Below are 18,256 nucleotides of genomic sequence, written 5' to 3' on the forward strand. Positions count from 1 at the left end.
TCAACCCTGCGTAGGCTAAAAACAGGCGTATTAAAACTTAACATTATAAAATCTGTGATATTAAAACAAAAAAACAGATTTAGAAAAACAATAATTGCTGATTAAAAAGTAGTATAAAGTTATAAAGACATTATTTTAGACGGTTAACTTAATTAAAAGTTTATTTATTAGTAAATTAGATTAAACTTATGCAATAAAGACTATATTTTGAGCCATTATGTTATCAGCTTTTTTCATTACTGACCAAGATCCAAGCTTAATTATTAATGGCGTTTATGATCCTGTTTTAGTTTCAATGTCTATCTTGATTGCTATTTTTGCAGCTTTTTTTACGACCCGTCTTATTGATTTAGCAAAAGAAACTGAGTTCCCTGGTTATCAACGTATAGCAAATATGACCGCAGCGACTGTTTTTTCAGCCGGTATTTGGAGTATGCATTTTATCGGTATGCTCGCGTTTTCATTGTGTACCAACATTAGTTACGATCCAACCATTACACTGCTGTCTTTTTTACCTGCATTTTTTGCTTGTCAGTATGCAATATCGATGCTGGTGAACAGTACTGGTAACTTAAAAATATTATCTATTTGTTCCGTACTGTTTGGCGCTGGTATTGGCACTATGCATTACAGTGGCATGGCTGCAATGGAGCTTGCCCCACTTCTTCGGTACGACCCTCTCACATTTGGTTTATCAATTATAGTTGCCGTTGTTCTTTCTTTTATTGCTTTGTACAGTCGCTTTAATCTTGAACGTGTTTTACCAGGCCTAACACCGCTGCAAAATAATTTAATCAGCGCAACAATTCTTGGGTTAGCTGTTGCCGGCATGCATTACATGGGAATGGCTGCTACGCGATTTGTTGCAACGTCCCCCCTCATTTACGATGATGTAAACGCTAATGCGGGCCTTACTTTTGTTGCTATTGCTGTAGCAACAGCAACAATTGCAATCACGAGTATTGTTGCTGTTATAAATGGCATGGTTCGATACCGTATGTTGCTCGAAGAAAAGTCAGCAGACGAGTCTCGCTTAAACGCAATTTTAGGCACTGCCATTGATGGAATTGTAACGATTGATCATACAGGCATTATTTTAAGTTTTAACGAATCAGCCAGTAAAATTTTTGGCTGGCATGAAAATGAAGTACAAAATCATAATATTAAAATGCTAATGGATGATGCTATCGCGATGCATCACGATAGTTACCTTTCTAAAGCTAAAAATATTGATTTAGGCAAAGTAATCGGTGTTAACCGTGAAATTTTTGCAAAGCATAAAAATGGCCACTTATTCCCGATTCGCTTGGGGATTGGAGAAGTTAATCAGCCTGGGCAAAATCCTCTATACGTTGGCTTCATTACAGACTTATCAGAGCAGCGAGCTTTACAAAAAAGCCTTGAAGAAAAAGAACAAAAATACCGCTCTTTAATGAATAACATGCCAGGTGTGGCTTTTAGATGTAAGTTTGATGATAACTGGACCATGCTTTTTATTAGTCCGAGTATCAACGATTTAACGGGTTATAATCCAAATGAATTTACTGAACATTGCATTGAATTTAACGACCTGGTTTTAAAGTCCGATCAGCAGCCTATTGTAGATGCCGTAACAAAAGCAGTAGATGAAAAACGTCAGTATTCAATCGAATACAGGATTCGCCACAGAAACGGCAAAATCTTATGGCTTTTAGATAAAGGCAGTATCGACTTTGACCCCCAAGGCCAAGCAAAGTGGATTGATGGTGTTTTAGTTGATATTACAGAACGCAAAGAATATGAAGAAAAACTAGAGCAAGCTAAATTTAAAGCTGAAGAAGCCGCTCATGCAAAGCAATCTTTTATGGCTAATATGAGCCATGAAATACGCACACCTATGAACTCTATAATAGGTTTTAGCGACCTGTTAATGGACACCCCACTCGATCAAGAACAACAAAAACATTTAGTGACCGTAAATAATGCAGCGCGTTCATTACTTAGATTATTAAATGAAATTCTCGATTCTGCTAAGCTAGAGCGCGGTAAGCTCACTATTGAGCCAATACACTTTTGTTTAAAGCCAGTAATAGACAGTATTATTTCTACTTTTTGGCTAGAAGCTAAAAAGAAAGATTTAGAACTTAAACTTCATATTAAAGAATCAGTAAGTGCTACTTATTACGGTGACCCAGATCGACTCAGGCAAATACTTACTAATTTAATTGGTAACGCTATTAAGTTTACCGAAAAAGGCTCTGTTACCGTAACCGTTGGCGTGACACAAAATCAGCATCTGTTTTTTGAAGTACAAGATACAGGTATTGGCATTGCAAAAGATCGTATTCAAGCAGTGTTCCAACCTTTTGAGCAAGCCGATGGCACTACTACGCGCCGCTTTGGTGGAACAGGTCTTGGTACAACCATAAGTAAACAACTTGTAGAGCTTATGGGCGGAACAATAAACTTAGTAAGTGAACTAGGTAAAGGCACCTGCTTTTACTTTTCATTGCCGCTTAGTTTAGGCGACGAAACTAAAATAGATCATTTTGATGGTCTACACACACAACTGCCTGCACTTAGGGTGCTAGTAGTTGATGATATAGAGCAAAATACAGAACTGCTTTCTTTACTCCTGTCACGCGATCAGCATGCAGTTACCAAGGCATCAAACGGACTTGAAGCGATTAAAGTATTTGAAAATCAAGATTTTGATGTCATTTTAATGGATATCCATATGCCATTGTGTGATGGCATACAAGCAACACAAAAAATAAGAGCAATAGAAAACCAAAGACAAATTAAATACACGCCAATTATTGCGCTTACAGCCAGTGTATTACAGCAAGATAAACTCACGGCTAAAAAAGCAGGCATGAATGGCTTTGCACATAAACCCATTGATATAAATCAGTTAAACCAAGAAATAGCACAAGTGCTTGGCCTTGGTATTGCAAAAGAAATGGTTATATCGCAAAGCGATCCTAAAGCACAGCACATAGATTTTGAAAAAGGGCTCGCACTCTGGGGCTCTAAATGTAAGCAGCTTACCGAGATTACTAAATTTATTAGTGATAGTAATAAGCGGTTCGAGATGCTCTTTAATGATAAATTATCAAATATAAAAGATTCCGATAGCCCCATTCACGCACTCAAAGGTGTTGCTGGTAACTTAGGCCTAATAACATTAATGAAGTTATTAACGGATTTAGAACAAAAGCAAAGTGATGCTAAAGTTATTAGTACTTTAGACGATATAAAAAGCGAGTTACTTGTCATCTCACAACTGCTGTCATCAAATACCTGCAATAAGCCAGGTAGTAACTCTGAAGATAATAGTTCAGACACGCTATCAATCGATGAAATTAAGTCATTGTGTGAAATACTTTATCAAGATGTACAAAATGCAGAATTAAATGATGAACTACTAGCAAAACTGCAACGCGGCGCACCTTCTATCTATAAAAATGAAGTTGATGATATAGCCGAGGCCTTTGATGAATTTGATTTTGATAAAGCACACGTAATTCTAGAAGCCTTACTTGAAAAACTAACAAATAATGAGTATTAATTAATGGACTTTACGTCAGATAGGCCACGAGTATTAATTGTTGACGATGAGCCTGCAAATCTAAAAGTAATGCGCGAAGTGTTAGGTAATCAATATCGTATGTCGTTTGCTAAATCGGGTGACGCTGCACTGGCATTACTTGAAAAAGAATTACCAAAGCTAATTTTACTCGACATAATGATGCCAGATATGAATGGTTTTGAAGTCTGTCAAATAGTTAAAGCTAACCCTAAAACATCACATATCCCCATTATATTTGTAACTGCCCTTGGCGATGAAAGCGATGAATATAAAGGCTTTGAGCTGGGAGCTGTAGATTATATTACAAAACCAATAAGCCCTGCTATTGTAAGAGCAAGAGTTAAAACACACTTATCGTTAGTCCAGGCTGAGCAATTAAAACAAGCTCATGTAGATTTAGTACAACGCTTAGGCCGCGCTGCTGAATATAAAGATACCGACACTGGCGAGCATATAGTCCGTATGAGCCAATACAGTAAAGTATTAGCGTTAGCGCTAGGGATGCCAGAACACCAAGCTGAATTACTACGCCAAGCGGCACCAATGCACGATGTAGGGAAAATAGGTATCCCCGATGCTATTTTATTAAAACCAGGGCGCTTAACCAGCGAAGAATTTGAACACATGAAAAAGCATGCTCTAATTGGTGCACAAATTTTAGCAAACTCATCTTCTCCTTTATTACAACTTGCGCATACACTTGCAATTGAACACCATGAAAAATGGGATGGTTCAGGCTATCCAAATGGTATAAAAGGTGAAGATATATCAATTGAAGGAAGAATTGTTGCCGTTGCTGATGTTTTTGATGCTCTGACCTCAAAACGCCCTTATAAAGAGGCATGGAGTGTAGAGAAAACAGTTTTGCATATGCAAGAGCAAGCAGGAGCTCATTTTGATCCCGCTCTCATCGAACTATTTGTAAAAAACTTAGACGATATTCTTGCTATAAAAAATGCAAATCAAGAAAGCTAATTATTTTTAGCGCTGTGAGAGCCAAGCTCAACATTTGGGTAGTAAGACTTTATATAACGATAGTCATGTGAGGTAATTTCATGGCTATTACCGCTTTCATCTTTAAAGTACATAGAAAACGTTACGCCATGATCCGCTAGCACTGCTTTTATGTTTAAACTCTCAAGATGATTTAGCCACTGTATAAATTGCTCCCCCGTGGCTAAAAATGCAATTCCTTTGCTGCGTCCTTCGCCTTCAAAAAGAGCTAAACGCGTGGTCGAACTAGAATCTTCAAGGGTTAAAGGCCCTCGTCCGTCCTCATCCCAAAAGGCAAGTTCGGGTACTACACTAAAACCTAAAACACGCTCATACCACTTAACCGCATTCGATAAGTTATCAACATTTAAATGGCAATGATCAATCCCCGATAATTTAGGTATGTTTGTATTATTCACGTTACTCACCAATTTCTGACTTTAATTGCTCTAAAAACTCACGCATATATGCTGTACGTCTATTTGCCTCGGCTTTAGCTGATGGCGTATTCATACTATCGGCAATATGTAATAACTTTATAAAAAAGTGATCAAGTGTGTATGTTTTATCATCAGCCTCGCGTTCAATACAAAAAGGGTCTTCTGGGTTATACAATAAACGACTAATTGAGCCGCCTACTTTCATACACCGGCTCACGCCAATAGCACCCAATGCATCCATTCTGTCGGCATCTTGTACTATTTGTGCCTCAATTGTTTTAATTTTTATATTTGCGCTGAAGCTATGCGCCGCAATGGCATGATGAATCTCATCAAAAAGTGACTCGTCATAATTAATAGATTTTAAAAATTCCAATGCCTTATCGGCTGCCATCGTAGAAGCTTTTGCGCGATCGGGATGGTTTTTAGCAACTGCCACACAGTCGTGCATCCATGCTGCAGGCAATACAACTGACATGTTTGCCTGCTCTGCATTACATAACTGTATTGCAACGCGCACCACCCGTTCTATGTGGGTAATATCGTGAGCTACATCGGCACACACCAAAGAGGTTATAAATTCTCTACATTGTGAATTAAGTATTTCTAAATCGGGGCTTAAAACGGCGTCAGGCACTATTAGGTTCCAAAATCTAATGAATGGATGAATTATCCGTACTTTACCGTGCTTTATGCTCCCCTTGCAAAACATTCATTGTATGTTGAGCCCTGCTTGACTAAAATACAGCGCTTATTTATTACTACTGAGAAGCCCTATGTCATCTGCCGTTTACCTACAAGCTGGTCGCGATAAATCATTAAAAAGAAAACACCCTTGGTTATTTTCAAAAGCCATCAAAAAAATTAAAGGTAAACCAGGATTAGGCGACACAGTAACAATTCACGATAGTGAAGGTAAATTTTTAGCAACGGCTGCTTATAGCCCTCATTCACAAATTCGCGCACGTGTTTGGAGCTTTGACGAAAAAGAAGTCATCGACCAAAACTTTTTTGAACGCCGTTTACGTCGCTCATTAGAAGCACGTAGCCAAGTAATTGAAGAAGGCGGGTTAACGGGCTTTAGATTATGTGCTGCTGAATCTGATTACTTACCAGGCGTTACAATCGACAAGTTTGATAATGTATTAGTGTGTCAGCTACTAAGTGCTGGCGCTGAGCGTCATAAAGGCGAGATTGTTGGCGCGTTGATGTCTATTTTCCCGGGCAGTAGCATATACGAGCGCTCAGACGTAGAAGTACGTACTAAAGAAGGCTTAGAGCCAATTAAGGGTGCTCTGTGGGGGAATGAACCAACACAGCCAGTTCTGATTGATGAAAACGGTTTTAAAATTGAAGTCGATATAATAGACGGACATAAAACAGGCTTTTACTTAGATCAACGCGATAGCCGCGCCGCACTTGAACGCTTTTCAAAAGGCAAAACGGTACTTAACTGTTTTAGTTATACAGGTACGTTCTCGTTGTACGCCCTACGTGGTGGATGCGAGCATGTAACTAATGTTGATGTATCGCAACCGGCTTTAGATACAGCAAAACGTAATGTTGAGCACAACAACTTAGATTTAAACAAAGTAAGCTTTGTTAAGCAGGATGTATTTAAGTTACTACGCCAGTACCGCGACGAAGGCAGACAGTTCGATACCATCGTAATGGACCCACCAAAGTTTGCTGATAATAAAGCGCAGCTAACGGGTGCGTGTCGTGGTTATAAAGATATCAACATGATTGCTATGCAAATATTAAAGCCAGGCGGAACGTTACTAACATTCTCATGCTCTGGTTTAATGGAACAAAACTTATTTCAAAAAGTAGTCGCCGATGCGGCACTTGATGCAGGTAAAGACCTACTTATAATGGAGCGATTAAACCAGGCAGCCGATCACCCAATTGCTGGCAGCTACCCTGAAGGCTTTTACTTAAAAGGCTTAATCTGTAAGGTTTTTTAATATCTAATCATTGAGTTTAACTGGATTCGACTTAGTTAAACTGAATGATTTCAAGTCCTGCGGTTACCGTGCCATCATCTTCTTTGCTGGCACGTATTACTTTTGCTGTTGCCTTTAACGGCTCAATACTTGGATGAGTAGATGCTATATCGACAGACAAGATAGTGTCTAGTTCGAGAAAATCATCCAAATGAAGTGACAATCCCGTTGCACTTAAATCTACACACTCTGCGGTATAACTCAAGCCGGCTATTGGTTCTATACTCGTTAAATTTGCAGTCGTATTTACCTGCATACGCCTAAAATTTCGTTTGTCATCGTTAAACATAAGTTCCCTCTAAACAACTGTATTAATTTCTTCTAATAAAACGCCCACTGAAAATGGTTTTACAACATATGCGTTGCAACCAGCATCAAACCCTGCTTTTTTTTCAGATGGAGACTCAAGACCTGATACCATAACAACAGGAATATTTTTTGTCTCAGGAGTATGCTTAAGCATCCGACATGTATCATAACCATCAAGACCAGGCATACAAACATCAAGCAAAATTATATCTGGCGGATTCGCAATTGCCGATGCAAGGCAACTTTGCCCTGAATCTGCATAACTAACATCAAATTTCGACGCCAGTGCAGCTTTAAGCATTTCAAAATTAAAATACTCGTCATCTACCACTAATAGCCGCTTTGTTTTATGTTCAATCGATGAGGACATAACTATGTCGCTTCCTTTTCAAAACAAAAATAAATCCTTCTATTAAGGTACTAAGCTTAATAGAAAATGCAAGTTTTATTCTATCTCTTTTATCGCATTGAGAACCCGTTTAGCCGATATTGGGTAAGGTGTGCCAAGCGTTTGAGCAAATAAAGACACTCTAAGCTCTTGTTGCATCCAAAAAATAGCGGTTACTTCTTGTGGTATAGGCAAGCCTTTAGGTGTTTTATTAACTACTTTTTTATACTCTTGAGCAACTTTATCCAGTTCCAATACACATAATCTATCTCGATTAGGATCTACAGGCAGTTTTTCTAGACGTTTTTGAATCGCTTTTAAATAACGAATTAAATCCGTTATTTTATCTGCTCCATGTGCGCTTACAAAACCTTTAAATATAAGCGACTCAAGCTGTGATTTTATATCGCCATGTGCGGTGATCATGGTTAAATCTACTCGCCCTTTCATTTTTTTATGCAGCGTATGAGCAATACTTAATACCTGCTCAACTTGCGTTGCAATAGATACAACCGCATCACCGAGCTCACCACGTATTTGCTCTTTTACTGTTTCAAATGCTTTTTCGTCGCGTATATCGCCGTGTTTCACTAATAAGCTATCAACGCCTGCCGCTATACAGTCATCAATTAAATCAGCTATTTTACCAAATGGGTTAAAATACAAACCCAGCTTTGCCTTATTCGGTAAGTTTTGTTGTAAGTATTTAATTGGCGACGGCACATTTAATAGAACTAAACGGCGCAAACCTTGTTGATGTGCTTGCTGTGCTTTGGCTTCACTATCAAAAAGCTCCACTGCAGCAGCTGATTTTTTATCCACCAGCGCAGGGTATGCTTTTATTTCGTATTGACCTTGTTTTTTCACATAAGAAGCGGGTAATTCACCAAAGTCCCATTGTGTTAGGTCTGATTTTTCAATGCCTTTATCGGCTACTTTAGACAGCGTTTCGGTGACTTCACCTTGCAGCTCTGCTTTAAGTTTGGCTAAATCAAGTCCTCGTGCAAGTAACTTATCGTGCTCATCACGTACTTCAAACTGCAATCGTAAATGCGGTGCAAGCGCGGTCAAATCCCACGCTTCTGCATCAACTCTTACACCTGTCATTCTTAGTAAACGCGTAGTTAAGGCATCAATTAAACCACCTTGCATTGGCTCAATAGCTGCAAGCACTGCATCCGCATAATTAGGTGCTGGCACAAAATTACGGCGAAGCGATTTAGGCAATGACTTTATAAGCCCACTTATTAGCTCATGTCTAAATGCAGGTATGTGCCAGTCAAAACCACTCTCTTGCACTTGATTTAAAAGCGCTACCGGTATTTGTACCGCAACACCATCAACCGCTTGTCCTGGATCAAAGTGATAAGCAAGCGGCAATATAATATTGTCTTGCTGCCATGTATCAGGGTAGTCAAACTCAGTGATATTACTTGCGCCGTGCTGCATTAACTCTTCGCGAGTCATGTGTAAGTAATGTTTGTTTTGTTGTTTTTGTGTTTTATACCATTTTAAAAATGCAGCGCGGTTATTAATTTCTTTAGGTATTTTTTTATCGTAAAACTCAAATAAGGTTTGCTCATCAACTAAAATATCACGGCGACGTGATTTATTTTCCAAAACTTGAATATCTTCAATAAGCTCACGGTTAAATGCTAAAAAGCTCTCGTTTAAGCCCAGCTCTTGCTCAACTAATGCGGTGCGTACAAAAAGCTCTCGGCTCACTTTAGGGTCAATATTGCTATAAACACAGCGGCGTTTATTTACAACGAGTAGGCCATACAGAGTTTGCTGTTCAAACGCGATTACCGCACCTGGTTTTTTCTCCCAGTGTGGCTCGGTGTAACTACGTTTTACTAAATGCTGTGCTAATGGTTCTACCCAGTTAATATCTATTTTTGCATTTGTACGGGCATATAACTTACTGGTTTCTACCAGCTCTGCCGACATTATCCATTTAGGGCTCTTTTTAAATAAGCCTGAACCCGGAAAAATATGAAACTGGCTATTACGTGCGCCTTTGTATATTTGTTTCTCATCTTTAAAGCCTATATGGCTTAGCATTCCGCTTAATAACGCTTTGTGAACAAGTTCGCCATCAGCCGCTTGGCTGGTTGCTTTCATGCCCATTTCGTTACACACAGTACTTATTTGATAAACAATATCTTGCCACTCACGCAGGCGCATATAGGCCAAAAAGTCTTTTTGACACAACTTTCTAAACTGGCCGTTGGTTAGCTCGCTTTGCTGCCCTTCTAGGTAATTCCATAAGTTTAAAAAAGCGATAAAATCTGAATCTGGGTCATCAAAGCGCCCATGCTTTTCGTTTGCTGCGGCACGTTTTTCTTGTGGGCGTTCGCGGGGATCTTGAATCGACAACGCCGCCACAATAATAATCACTTCACGCAATGCGCCAAGTTTGTGAGCGGTGAGCACCATTTTAGCTAAACGAGGGTCAACCGGTAATCGGCTAAGCTCTCTACCCGATTGAGTTAAACTGGTTTTGCTATCGCGTTTGTCTGGTTTTACTGCTTGTAGCTCTTCTAATAACGATAAACCATCGCTTATATTACGGCTATCTGGCGCTTGCACAAACGGAAATTGCGCCATGTCGCCAAGCCCTAACGCCAACATTTGTAAAATAACCGAGGCAAGATTAGTACGCAGTATTTCAGGGTCGGTAAACTCCGGGCGCGATAAAAAATCATCTTCAGAGTACAAGCGAATACAAATACCGGCCTCAACACGTCCACAACGACCCATACGCTGATTAGCACTTGCTTGCGATATAGGTTCTATTGGCAAGCGCTGCACTTTTGTACGATAGCTATAACGGCTTATACGCGCAGTACCTGGATCGATTACATAACGAATACCCGGCACCGTTAGTGACGTTTCGGCTACGTTAGTTGATAAAATAATATGACGACGAGAATGCGGTGCAAATATACGGTTTTGCTCTGCGTTAGATAAGCGCGAGTAAAGTGGCAATACATCAGTGTGTTTTAAATTACGCTTGCTAAGTGCATCAGCGGTATCGCGTATTTCACGTTCACCGTTTAAAAATATCAGTATGTCGCCAGGGCCTTCTGCGCACAGTTCATCAACCGCATCAAATATACCTTGCAGCTGATCACCCTCGGCTTCCATATCTTCTTTATTAATATCGGCCGTTGGGTTGTAACGTACATCAACGGGGAAAGTACGACCCGATACTTCTATAATGGGCGCATCATCAAAGTGCTTTGAAAAGCGCTCAGGATCAATGGTCGCAGACGTAATAATTATTTTTAAATCAGGGCGTTTTGGAAGTAGGTTTTTTAAGTAACCTAAAATAAAGTCGATGTTTAAACTACGCTCATGCGCTTCATCTATAATGATGGTGTCGTATTGATTTAAAAAACGGTCTTGCTGAATTTCTGCCAGTAAAATACCGTCAGTCATGAGTTTAACGTAGGTGTTATTAGAAACCTGATCGCTAAAACGAATTTTAAAACCGACTTGCTGACCAAGTTCACACTTCATTTCTTCAGCAATACGATTAGCCACTGTTCGCGCAGCTAATCGGCGAGGCTGCGTATGACCAATCAAGCCATCAACACCACGGCCAAGCTCTAAACACATTTTCGGTATTTGCGTTGTTTTACCTGAGCCCGTCTCACCGGCAATAATAACCACTTGGTTATTTGCAATGGCGTCTTTAATTACATCCTTTTTTTGACTTACTGGCAATTGCTCAGGGTAAGTCACTTTAGGAAGGCCCGCTAAGCGTTTATCACGTAATTCTTGGCTACGGGTTATATCAGCCGCTATTTTTTCAAGCGCGTTGGCATGCTTGTTTTCATCGGTTATTTTTTTTACGCCATGTAAGCGTTTTTTAAAAATAAATTGATCTTTTTTCAAGCACGTTTTTAGCTCGCCAAACAACTGACCTAGGTTAACCACCCGCATACCTTATAATATTAATAATAGAGCATTAATTGTATCAAACTAAATGCTCAGGGTTAATCCTACAAAGCGCATAACTGCCCAGATATATGTACTTATGCGCTATTCGTCGTTAAATATACCTACATAGGTCGCTTGTGTGTTCGATTTACTCGCGCGATACATACCCGAGGTATTAAACGGTAAGCTAATATTTCCCTTCGTATCAACAATAATTACACCACCCGTACCGCCAATCGGCGCAAGTACTTGGTTAATAACTTCATCGCCTGCTTGCTCAATCGTTTTATTTTGATACTTAACACGTGCACAAATATCACTTGCTACGTTATAGCGAATAAAATACTCACCATGCCCGGTTGCCGATACAGCACACGATTCGTTTTCAGCAAATGTCCCGGCACCAATTACTGGCGCGTCACCCACACGGCCATAACGTTTTGCGGTCATACCGCCTGTTGATGTACCCGCTGCTAAATTACCGTTTTTATCAAGAGCCACGGCACCCACAGTGCCCATTTTATAGTTATTAGGTAATGCTTTGTGCGCTGCTTGATACTCTTTGCTGGTTGCTTTGGCTTTATCTAATTTTTGTTTTGCTTTTAAAAGCGCTTTGTAACGAGGCTCAGTATCAAATAAGTTATTTTCGATAAGCTCAATACCTTGCTCTTTAGCAAACTCCTCGGCGCCTTGGCCGCTAAGCATTACATGCACAGAGTTATCCATTACCAAGCGCGCTAACTTAATCGGGCTCTCAATATGTTTTACACCTGCAACAGCGCCGGCTTCACGGTTTCGACCATCCATTATGGATGCATCAAGCTCATGCCCGCCATCATAAGTGTATACCGCTCCGCGCCCTGCATTAAAATAAGGCGATTGCTCTAATACTGTAATGGCCGCTGTTACCGCATCTAAGCTTTCACCGCCTTGCTGCAATACTTTATAACCGGTCTCTACGGCCTCTGTTAATTTAGCGCGGTACTGCTTTTCTTGAGCCGGTGTGAATCGTGCTTTTTCGATTGTCCCTGCCCCACCATGAATCGCAATGGCAAACGGCGTCTCTGCAGCTAATGCGCTATTACTTAAGGCTATAAGGCTGCTTGCAAAAATTGCTAATAAGGGTGTTTTCATAATAAATTCTTTTATGGGGAAGTTATAAACTAATGTGAATGGTTGCCGGCTTAATTTCAACTAAAGTGAGTTTAATGGCATAAAAAAAGCGCCTTAAGGCGCTTTTTAAAATTTAACGTGTTTGTAATACCAATTTTATTAAAAACATGATCATTCTAGCGTATTAAATAGCTCACTAACTACGTTGAAAATTATTTATATAGAACAACTATGTATCATAATTTTAGCCTTGTTATTGAGCCATTTTCTTATCGCTATAATAGCTCACTAATTTAATGCAATTGGTATAATTAAGCTTGTTTAGCTTTTAAACGCGCTAAACGTGCTACTTGATGCGTAGACGTTAAGAAAGAATAAATTGGTGCGAGGTAACCGCGTTTACGAAGCTCAAGGAAATCAGCATCGCTTAACTCGTTTAGCTTTTTCTCATCGATAAGGTAAATACCGTTGATGTCTTTTTTCTCGCCTTTAATGTCTACTGTTAGCGTTTGTGCAATGAGTAGCTCTTTATCAGCAAGGAATTTAGTGAACGCTTCAGTTACTTGAGAAAACTCAATGAAAGATACAAGCGCTTCTTTACGACGTTTTAAGTAATCTGTTTCTTCGCCGTTTTCAAATAATGCATTGCCTTCGTCTTCACCAACAAGCGAACTTGCTTCGTCAATTACGATACCGTATTGATCTTGATCTGGGTGTTTAACTAAGCCCAGTGGGTAACGAGTCGTTGCCATAGGTGCAAATGCTGCAGTCCATTTACCATCTTCTACAAAAAGGTTTTCGCCTGGCTCTAAGCCAAACATAGCAACAGCTTGAAAAGTGCCGCTTTCGTTATTTTTAACGAATGACATTGGAAACTCGTTTGCTACGCGTGCAAACTCATGTGCTACTACTGGCACTAAATGTTGAGTTTTCATAAATTCTACATTGATGCCGTTTTGAATTTTAGTGTTGGCATGTTTTTCGTTGTGTAAAGGCTGTACTTGTTGCTCCGCCATGTTACTGCTCCGTTTATTTTAATTTATATGTTTCATTGTTAATACCTTTAGGCTAATGCTTTTGAGCAAGAAAAGGAAGGGAAACTTTTATGACAACGACCATGAAAAAATAAAATCTAACCAAATCTTAGCGTTGCTAAAAAACACACAACTCAAATTCATAAATTTTGTGCAAAAACAACACACTTCGTGGTTGATTTTAATACAAACCAAAGTTACTCATTAACATTGGTTAACAGTTCAGGACTATTTTTTTGCCGTGTTTAGACTTAAATTTGAGCAAATAAAAAAGGCCGCTTACATAAGCGGCCTTTAAAAGTTAAATTAGCACCTAAATTAAGGTGCCCAATATACTTCAATATTTATACTTGGGTGATTAAGCACAGCGCGCAGTGGCATGTCGTTAACATCACCTCCCGCTTTTGCTTGCTTATAAACAGCGAGTTTTTCTTCACCGCTAATTAAAAGCTTAACCACTTTAGATTGCGCAATGGCATTTAAAGTAAGTGTCATTCGCTCAGTGATACTACCCGTCACATCACTTTGTATTGCATTGATAGCACACACTGATTGTGTGGTTGTTAAACCGTGCTCTAAACCGTCTGCATTTGGAAATAACGACGCGGTATGGCCATCTGGGCCCATGCCTAAAATAGTTACATCGTATGGGCTTTTTAGTTCGCTATAAGCCTCTTCACACTCTTGTGCGCCCTGCTGGGCCGTTGCAGCTGCGTTCTTCATCGTAATAAAATTAGCTGCGCTACCGTAGTTTTGTAATAATGTACTTTTAATAAAAGCTTCGTTACTTTTTTCATGGCTTGGCTCTACCCAGCGCTCATCAACCATAGCAACATCAACATGTTGCCAGTCTAAATCAAGCGTTGATAAATGTTTATACGCAGGCGCAGGAGACGAGCCTCCCGATACCATTAATACAGCACGGCCATCGTTTTTAATACCATCACGTAGTGATTGCTCAAGCGTTGCAGAAAGCTCAGCTGTTAACGCGTCTTTATCGTCAAAAAACTTTTCAACTAATGTTGCCATGCTTATACCTTATCGCCTGTGTTAAACCATACGTGGTTTTTTTCTGCCAATAATTCATCCGCATCTTCAGGACCCCAGCTACCAGAACGATAAAGCGCAGGTTTGCCTTTGTCTTGCCAGCGGTCAATAATTGGATCAATCCATTTCCACGCTTGACGAACTTCATCACGGTGAATAAATAACGATGGGTTATTTGCAGCAGCATCAAGCATTAAACGTTTGTACGCATCTGAGTGAAAGCCATTACTGTAAGCTTGTGAAAGCTCAATGTTCATTGTTACGGGTTCAAGTTGCATTTGAAGGTTATCAAGACGCTTAGACATAAGCGTTAATTGAATGGTTTCCTCTGGCTGCAAGCGAATAACAAGACGGTTTGGCTCAATGTTACCCACGTTATCTTCGTAAATATTGTGTGATACTTTTTTGTATTCAACCACAATTTCTGCACAGCGCTTAGCCATACGTTTACCCGTACGAAGGTAAAATGGAACACCCGCCCAGCGCCAGTTATCAATATGCGCACGAATAGCTACAAACGTTTCTGTTTTACTAGAACCTTCATTTAGCTCTTCTAAGTAACCCGGTACAATTTTACCGTTTAAGTCACCTGGTACGTATTGACCACGCACAATATTTTCATCAACATCACCACCTACTAGTGGGCGAAGTGCTTCTAATACTTTTAATTTTTCGTTACGAATACTGTTAGCATTAAGCTTATTAGGCGCTTCCATTGCAACTAAACACAGTAGCTGTAACAAATGGTTTTGAACCATGTCACGAAGTGCGCCCGCTTTATCGTAAAAACCAGCACGGCTTTCAAGGCCAACCGTTTCTGATAAGCTAATTTGAATGTTATCAATAGATTTAGCATCCCACATATTTTCAAACAATGAGTTTGAAAAACGCAGCGCCATTAAGTTTTGTACTGTTTCTTTACCTAAGTAATGGTCAATACGGAAAATTTGCTCTTCGTTAAAAAACTCTGCAATTTTTCCATTAATTGCTTCAGCAGAATCACCGCAATAACCAATTGGCTTTTCAACAACAACACGTGATGTAGGGGTAATTAAACCTTTAGTTGATAATATTTCACAACATGTGCCGTAAACAGCAGGCGGAAGCGATAAATAAAACACGCGAGACTTAGTACTTTCGTGCTCATCTAAAATGCCTTTTAGCACATCCCAGTTGTCATCTGCTTCTGTAACATTACTTACCACTGGCACTAGAAAAGTAGAAAACGCTTTCCAATCTTTAGCGTTAAACTCGCCTTTGCTTAAAAATTCTTGTAATGCTTTATGCGCTGTTTCTATGTATTCAGCACGTTTAGATTCTTCGCGCACTGTTGGTAGGATACGTGAGCCTTCAGGTAAGTTACCTTCTTGATATGCTCTGTACATTGCAGGTAGCAATTTGCGTAACGCAAGATCACCACCGCCCCCAAAAATTATAATATCAAAAGGATTAAGCATAGTTACTCTCTACGTTGTGATACCCAGTACATTTTATAAATGCGCGGGTATGCCTATTTATTGCTAGATTAGATGGCTTTCATAGCTGTACTTAAATAAAAGCCTGCTGAATTGTTCTGTATCGATGATTTATTGTTATTTTTTATCATTGCGCTTATTAAATGAGCCTTAGGGGCCCTGTATCTCCTCTCACAAAAATACAGACCCTAAGCACTCCAGCGCTACCCGTTCAAAGGTACTCGGTTTACTTACTTGAGTAAGCGAATTTTTTATTGCGTACGGTTTTGCTTATAGTACGCCATTAAGCCGTTTGTCGAACTATCATGAGCGTGTTTAACGCTTTCATCAGTGAGTTCACTTTCAATTTTAGATGCTAAACCTTTACCAAGCTCTACACCCCATTGATCAAACGAACATATTTCTAAAATAATGCCTTGGCAAAATATCTTGTGCTCATACAGTGCAATTAAACGACCCACTGTTTTAGCATCTACTGTATCTAATAGCATAGATGTTGTAGGGCGATTGCCTTGATGAATTTTATGATTTAATAACGCATCAATCTCTGCTTGCGATTTACCCTTAGCGGTTAAATCAGCGGTAACCTGCTCTGCATTCATACCGCTCATCATCGCTTCTGTTTGTGCAAAGAAGTTTGATAATAAAATATCGTGATGCTTATCAACATTCACTTGTGGCTTAACTGATGCAATAAAATCTGCAGGTACAATTACATTACCTTGGTGTAAACACTGATAAAACGCGTGCTGACCATTAATACCCGTCATGCCCCAAATAATTGGAACTGTAGTATAAGGTACCGTTTCGCCTGCAAAGTTAACGTGTTTACCGTTACTTTCCATTTCGCCTTGCTGTAAATAAGCAGGCAACATATGCAGTGCTTGATCGTACGGTAATATAGCTTGGGCTGTATAGCCTAAAAAGCTTGTGTTCCATACGCTAAGTAATGCCATAATTAATGGTATATTTTGTTCAAACGGCGCGGTTTTAAAGTGCTCATCTACTTCAAAGGCACCTTCTAAAATGGCTTCAAAGGCTTCATAGCCTAAATATAAAGCAATTGGTAAGCCTATCGCACTCCAAAGTGAAAAGCGACCGCCAACCCAATCCCACATAGTGAATACGTTTTCGTCGCTGATACCAAAGGCTGCTGTTTTTTCTAAATTTGTACTTACCGCAACAAAATGTTTAGCAATTGTGCTTTCATCTTTTGTTGTTTGTAAAAACCAATCAACCGCTGTTTTAGCGTTTGTCATGGTTTCTGACGTCGTAAATGTTTTTGACGAAATAACAAATAATGTTGTTTCAGGGTCAATAGCTTTCAATATAGACGAAATTTGTACGCCGTCAGCATTAGATACGTAATGAACATTTAACGTATCATCAGCAAGTGCTTTTAACGCCTCGGTTGCCATTTGTGGGCCAAGGTTAGAACCACCTACACCAATACTTACAACATCTTTTACAGCTTTACCGGTATAGCCTAGCCATTTGCCACTACGAACTTTTTCTACAAACACTTTAATTTTAGCTAATTCGTTATCTACTGCTTGCGTTACGTTCTCGCCATCAACAATTAATGGAGTATGAGTGCGATTACGAAGTGCCGTATGTAGTACTGAGCGATCCTCAGTGATATTTATTTTTTCACCGCTAAACATTTTATCGCGCCACGACGCAATATCGCATTCTTTAGCAAGCGACATTAAGTTAGCAAAAACATCGTTATCAATAAGTTGCTTAGAATAGTCGAATAATACGCCCGGTATTTGAGTCGAAAACTGAGAAAAGCGCGTGTCATCTTGTGCAAATAACGTTTTTAGATGTGTTTGTTTCATCTTAGCTGCACTTTGTTCTAGTGCTTGCCAACTTGCTAGTTGCGTTCGGTTAGACATGGATATACCCTCTAATTCTTTCAATCTATTGATT

13 protein-coding genes are annotated in these 18,256 nt (G+C 39.5%); 3 read left to right on the forward strand and 10 right to left on the reverse strand.

Annotated elements, in window-relative coordinates:
• Positions 1-217 precede the first annotated feature (217 nt).
• Both PX700_RS01845 and PX700_RS01850 read left to right on the forward strand, forming a co-directional pair.
• Entirely contained in the window at positions 218-3,550 is a 3,333-nt protein-coding gene (locus PX700_RS01845) for an MHYT domain-containing protein (RefSeq protein ID WP_479519683.1), read from the forward strand.
• A gap of 3 nt (positions 3,551-3,553) precedes the next feature.
• Positions 3,554-4,546, forward strand: a complete 993-nt coding sequence (locus PX700_RS01850) for a response regulator (protein WP_415638427.1) — start codon at positions 3,554-3,556, stop codon at positions 4,544-4,546.
• On the opposite strand, the gene PX700_RS01855 is transcribed toward PX700_RS01850, so the two are convergent.
• Together PX700_RS01855 and PX700_RS01860 are read right to left on the reverse strand one after the other, a co-directional pair.
• Positions 4,543-4,983: a VOC family protein gene (locus tag PX700_RS01855; protein ID WP_415638426.1), complete on the reverse strand. Its 441-nt coding sequence runs from the start codon at positions 4,981-4,983 to the stop codon at positions 4,543-4,545. The two genes, PX700_RS01850 and PX700_RS01855, sit on opposite strands and share 4 nt — an antisense overlap.
• Before the next feature lies 1 nt (position 4,984).
• Positions 4,985-5,716 carry an HD domain-containing protein gene (locus tag PX700_RS01860; protein ID WP_479519684.1) on the reverse strand — a complete coding sequence of 244 codons (732 nt, stop codon included), beginning with the start codon at positions 5,714-5,716 and terminating at the stop codon, positions 4,985-4,987.
• Positions 5,717-5,780: 64 nt separating this feature from the next.
• Here PX700_RS01860 and PX700_RS01865 point away from each other — a divergent pair, with 64 nt between their 5' ends.
• Positions 5,781-6,971: a class I SAM-dependent methyltransferase gene (locus PX700_RS01865; protein ID WP_415638424.1), complete on the forward strand. Its 1,191-nt coding sequence runs from the start codon at positions 5,781-5,783 to the stop codon at positions 6,969-6,971.
• A gap of 31 nt (positions 6,972-7,002) precedes the next feature.
• Here the strand turns inward: PX700_RS01865 and PX700_RS01870 are convergent, their stop codons facing one another.
• The 8 genes from PX700_RS01870 to pgi form a co-directional block, all read right to left on the reverse strand.
• Positions 7,003-7,299, reverse strand: a complete 297-nt coding sequence (locus PX700_RS01870) for a PilZ domain-containing protein (protein WP_415638423.1) — start codon at positions 7,297-7,299, stop codon at positions 7,003-7,005.
• 9 nt (positions 7,300-7,308) lie between these two features.
• On the reverse strand, positions 7,309-7,689 hold the full coding sequence (locus PX700_RS01875; RefSeq protein ID WP_415638422.1) for a response regulator: 381 nt from the start codon (positions 7,687-7,689) through the stop codon (positions 7,309-7,311).
• A 75-nt stretch (positions 7,690-7,764) separates the two neighbouring features.
• Positions 7,765-11,652, reverse strand: a complete 3,888-nt coding sequence (hrpA, locus tag PX700_RS01880; RefSeq protein WP_479519685.1) for an ATP-dependent RNA helicase HrpA — start codon at positions 11,650-11,652, stop codon at positions 7,765-7,767.
• 105 nt (positions 11,653-11,757) lie between these two features.
• Positions 11,758-12,789, reverse strand: coding sequence for an isoaspartyl peptidase/L-asparaginase family protein (locus PX700_RS01885; RefSeq protein ID WP_479519686.1), 1,032 nt, complete (start codon positions 12,787-12,789; stop codon positions 11,758-11,760).
• Between the two features lie 290 nt (positions 12,790-13,079).
• On the reverse strand, positions 13,080-13,784 hold the full coding sequence (locus PX700_RS01890) for a SapC family protein (RefSeq protein WP_479519687.1): 705 nt from the start codon (positions 13,782-13,784) through the stop codon (positions 13,080-13,082).
• A 336-nt stretch (positions 13,785-14,120) separates the two neighbouring features.
• Entirely contained in the window at positions 14,121-14,831 is a 711-nt protein-coding gene (pgl, locus tag PX700_RS01895; RefSeq protein ID WP_415638419.1) for a 6-phosphogluconolactonase, read from the reverse strand.
• 2 nt (positions 14,832-14,833) lie between these two features.
• Entirely contained in the window at positions 14,834-16,306 is a 1,473-nt protein-coding gene (gene zwf / locus PX700_RS01900) for a glucose-6-phosphate dehydrogenase (RefSeq protein ID WP_415638418.1), read from the reverse strand.
• Between the two features lie 269 nt (positions 16,307-16,575).
• The gene (gene pgi / locus PX700_RS01905; protein ID WP_479519688.1) at positions 16,576-18,222 is read right to left on the reverse strand and encodes a glucose-6-phosphate isomerase; all 1,647 of its coding nucleotides are present in this window, start codon (positions 18,220-18,222) and stop codon (positions 16,576-16,578) included.
• Between the last annotated feature and the right edge of the window lie 34 nt (positions 18,223-18,256).

The sequence above is a fragment of the Pseudoalteromonas sp. TP27 genome, from assembly GCF_056470645.1.

Excerpts from the sequence above, each read along its gene's own strand:
- PX700_RS01845 (WP_479519683.1), top strand. The coding sequence starts at position 218 with ATGTTATCAGCTTTTTTCATTACTGACCAAGATCCAAGCTTAATTATT.
- PX700_RS01850 (WP_415638427.1), top strand. The coding sequence starts at position 3,554 with ATGGACTTTACGTCAGATAGGCCACGAGTATTAATTGTTGACGATGAG.
- PX700_RS01860 (WP_479519684.1), bottom strand. The coding sequence starts at position 5,716 with ATGTTTTGCAAGGGGAGCATAAAGCACGGTAAAGTACGGATAATTCAT.
- PX700_RS01865 (WP_415638424.1), top strand. The coding sequence starts at position 5,781 with ATGTCATCTGCCGTTTACCTACAAGCTGGTCGCGATAAATCATTAAAA.
- PX700_RS01870 (WP_415638423.1), bottom strand. The coding sequence starts at position 7,299 with ATGTTTAACGATGACAAACGAAATTTTAGGCGTATGCAGGTAAATACG.
- PX700_RS01875 (WP_415638422.1), bottom strand. The coding sequence starts at position 7,689 with ATGTCCTCATCGATTGAACATAAAACAAAGCGGCTATTAGTGGTAGAT.
- PX700_RS01885 (WP_479519686.1), bottom strand. The coding sequence starts at position 12,789 with ATGAAAACACCCTTATTAGCAATTTTTGCAAGCAGCCTTATAGCCTTA.
- PX700_RS01890 (WP_479519687.1), bottom strand. The coding sequence starts at position 13,784 with ATGGCGGAGCAACAAGTACAGCCTTTACACAACGAAAAACATGCCAAC.
- pgl (WP_415638419.1), bottom strand. The coding sequence starts at position 14,831 with ATGGCAACATTAGTTGAAAAGTTTTTTGACGATAAAGACGCGTTAACA.
- zwf (WP_415638418.1), bottom strand. The coding sequence starts at position 16,306 with ATGCTTAATCCTTTTGATATTATAATTTTTGGGGGCGGTGGTGATCTT.
- pgi (WP_479519688.1), bottom strand. The coding sequence starts at position 18,222 with ATGTCTAACCGAACGCAACTAGCAAGTTGGCAAGCACTAGAACAAAGT.